Origin of the sequence: Microbacterium sp., assembly GCF_052099035.1 — a bacterium.
Lineage (GTDB): Bacteria > Actinomycetota > Actinomycetes > Actinomycetales > Microbacteriaceae > Microbacterium.
The window spans coordinates 1-3,359 of the sequence record NZ_JBQDSX010000140.1; the positions used below are offsets into that span (position 1 = coordinate 1).

Annotated in this window: 2 protein-coding genes and 1 pseudogene; all 3 read left to right on the plus strand. The window is 66.7% G+C overall.

Annotated elements, in window-relative coordinates:
• Positions 1-1,669, plus strand: a pseudogene (locus tag ACTIAO_RS17445) (helicase); the annotation flags it as partial.
• Between the two features lie 89 nt (positions 1,670-1,758).
• A protein-coding gene (locus ACTIAO_RS17450) for an IS5 family transposase (RefSeq protein ID WP_270242241.1) occupies positions 1,759-2,608 on the plus strand; the annotation gives its coding sequence in 2 pieces (ribosomal slippage) (positions 1,759-2,052 and positions 2,054-2,608; 849 coding nt in all).
• Positions 2,609-2,645: 37 nt separating this feature from the next.
• Complete coding sequence (locus ACTIAO_RS17455; RefSeq protein ID WP_441841790.1) at positions 2,646-3,320, plus strand: DUF6226 family protein; 675 nt, start codon at positions 2,646-2,648, stop codon at positions 3,318-3,320.
• Positions 3,321-3,359: the final 39 nt, after the last annotated feature.

A 3,359-nucleotide genomic window follows, 5' to 3' on the forward strand; every position in this document is an offset into this window, starting at 1 on the left:
GGCCAGCCCTCCCGGGCTAGCCACTTTTGATGTCACCTGTTCCTACAGCAGACCCCTGCACATCGGCACGGGCATGCATGGCTCGACCACCCTCCACGTCACCAGCGATCTGGCGACCGTGCCTGCGCGTCTGCGGAGCGCCCTTGACGGCGTCGTGGCCGATGCGGAGCATCAGGGCCTGACGATGACGGCGCGGACCGCAGCCGTCGAGCAGGCACGGGCCGAGTTCATCCCGACCGACACCGAACTGTGGGACGGCACAATCGTCCGTGATGACGACGGCGCCTTCGCTCAGGTCGTCGGCGGCCGCCGCGACCCGCTGAGGGTGTCGAAGAAGAACGAGACGGAGCTGACCAACCTGCTCGCATTGCGCGATGGCGTCACCCGTCTGCTCGACCTCGAATCCCAGAGCACCGTCGACGGTGACGAGATCCGGGCGACACGCGCCGACCTGCGGGCCGGCTACGAGTCATACGTGCGCCGTTACGGGCCGATCAACCGCTTCACGGTGACGAAGACGGGCGCACGCCTCACCCCCGAAGCCCCGCGTCTCATGAAGGCCGACCCCTTCGGTCCCGCGGTCCTCGCCCTGGAGCTGTTCGACGATGAGACCCAGACCTCCAAGCCCGCCGCGCGCCTCGAGCGCCGCGTCGTCGCACCGCGCCCGATCAAGGAAGGGGCCGAGACCCCCGCCGAGGCCGTCGCGCTCAGCATGGACCGGCACGGGTACGCCGACATCGAGACCATCGCCTACCTGCTGGGAACGACGGAGCAGGATGCCCGCGAACAGCTGGGCACCCTCGTCTTCGACGACCCCGACCAGGATGGTCAGATTGTCCCCGCCGCCGAATACCTGTCCGGCAACGTGCGCGAGAAGTTCGACCACGCACGCACCGCGGCCGACGACGATCCGGAGCGGTACGGACCCAACGTCGTCGCGCTGCAGGAGGTCATCCCCGAAACGATCGGCAGCGATCAGATCGAGGCGCGCATCGGTGCGGTGTGGATCGACGCCGCCACGCACCAGGCCTTCTTCCGAGACGTGCTCCGCGATCGGTCCTTCCGCGTCGAGAGCCCGCTTCCCGGCGAGTGGGTGGTCAAGGGCGACAAGCACTCGCTCCTGGCCACTGAGGAGTACGGCACGAACGCCCGCCCCGCGCCCGAGATCGCCGCGGCGCTGCTCGAACAGCGCCCGGTCGAGGTTCGGGTGGAGATCGAGGTGGGTGACTCCAAGCGCCGGGTGATCGACGCTCAAGAGACCACAGCCGCCCAGGAGAAGGCCGACAAGCTGCAGGAGCGGTTCGGTGACTGGGTGTGGGAGGACGCCGAGCGTGCGCAGCGTCTCGTTGACGAGTACAACCGGCGCTTCAACGCCATCGTCTTGCGCGACTACACCAACGACGGGCAGTACCTCACCCTGCCGGGTCTGACCGAGTCGTTCTCGCCACGTCCGCACCAGCGCGCCGCCGTCGCGCGCATCGTGTCCGAGCCCGCGGTGGGTCTGTTCCACCAGGTCGGTGCGGGCAAGACCGCTGAGATGGTGATGGGCGCGATGGAGCTGCGCCGAATGGGGCTGGCATCGAAGCCGGCGGTTGTTGTTTGTGTACGATTGGACAATGTCCACGGACTCCCGGGGCGGGAGATCGCCTCCCCAGCTAGGCCGTGTTGATCAAGAGGGTTCACTCTCCGCTGGGCGAGTCTTGAACGGTGACGCGGCAGGAGATCTCGGACGAGGTGTGGGCCGTGCTGGAGCCGTTGATGCCGACGGTGACCGGGAGGTCGAGGCCGTGGACGGATCATCGCCTCGCGGTCGAGGGTATGGCGTGGAAGTACCGCACCGGGGCGCCGTGGCGGGACGTGCCGGAGCGGTTCGGTAAGTGGAACTCGATCTACAAGCGGTTCAACCGGTGGGCCGAGGACGGCACCTGGGAGAAGCTGCTGGCCGAGGTGCAGAAGCAGGCCGACGCCGCCGGGAAGATCGACTGGGTCGTCTCGATCGACTCCACGATTGCACGTGTGCATCAGCACGGCGCGACACTGAAGCGTGACACAGGGGGCCCTGCCGAATCACAAGAATCCGTGGTTCGAGCCGCCTGATCACGGGATCGGACGCTCCCGTGGCGGCCTGACGACCAAGCTGCACCTGGTCTGCGACGGCCGCGGAAGGCCGCTGGGCATGGTCATCACCGGTGGGAATGTCAACGACACCACGATGATGCCCGCCGTGCTTGAGGACATCCGCGTGCCCCGCGACGGGAAGGGCCGGCCGCGCACCCGCCCCGACCGGGTGCTCGCCGACAAGGGCTACCCGTCGAAGGCGAACCGTGCATGGCTGCGCACGAGAGGGATCGCGGCCACGATCCCCGAGAGGGACGATCAGATCGCGCACCGCCGCAAGAAGCCAGGCCGACCGATCGACTTCGGCGATCAGCAGCAGGAACGCTACAAGGGCCGCAACGTCGTCGAACGCTGCTTCAACAAGCTCAAGCAGTGGCGCGGCATCGCGATGCGTTCGGACAAGCTCGCTCGCAACTATCGTGCCGCGATCAGCCTCGCTGCGACGCTGATCTGGATCAAGACGGACCTGTCCCGTCCGGCCTGGCCATAGGCCGGCCGGCGCCGCGCCGATGCGGCAGGATGACGGGATGAGTTCCTACGTTCGCCCTTTGATCGAAGCGCCGGTGTTCCGCGATGCTGACGGCGCGGTGATCAACTACGGGAGTCGGTGGCACGGGTCACCTCCGGAAGACACCTACTCGGTCGACACGCATCCCGAGCGGTTCGCACCGCTGCACGTTGTCGCTGACGCCCTTATCGCCCACCTCCGAGAGACGTATGACGTCGAGGTCGATGAGGGTGTTGAGGTGGCAGCGGATCTGCTGCGTCCCGCGTTTCATGATGTGGTGCGCGCGGTGCGGATACGTCCTAATGATCCGAAGTGCGCGTCCTTGACGTTGGTCTTCACCGCTTATCCGGGGATCTACATGCACGCGGGACTATTGCACGACTTCCACTACCCAGTCTGCGGTTGCGACGCTTGCGACTCGAACTGGGAGGCCGAAGCCGATGAACTCGAGCAGCAAGTGTTCGCGACCGTCAGCGGCAACTACCGAGAGACGATCGAACGCGGACTTCGCCCCTGGGTCGATTACGCCTTCACCTATCCCGACGGCGCGAGCTCCGGGAAATCCCGCTCCCAAGATCTTCCTGCCCAGCGCCTCAAAGACGCCAAGCCCGTCCTCCGCGACCTTCCCGTCGGATGGAATCACTGGCCGCGCCCGGCCCCGCCTCTTGATCAACACGGCCTAGCTCGACGGTAGGCCGAGCCTGTCGAAGAACGCCCTGTTCCGCTCCGTGGC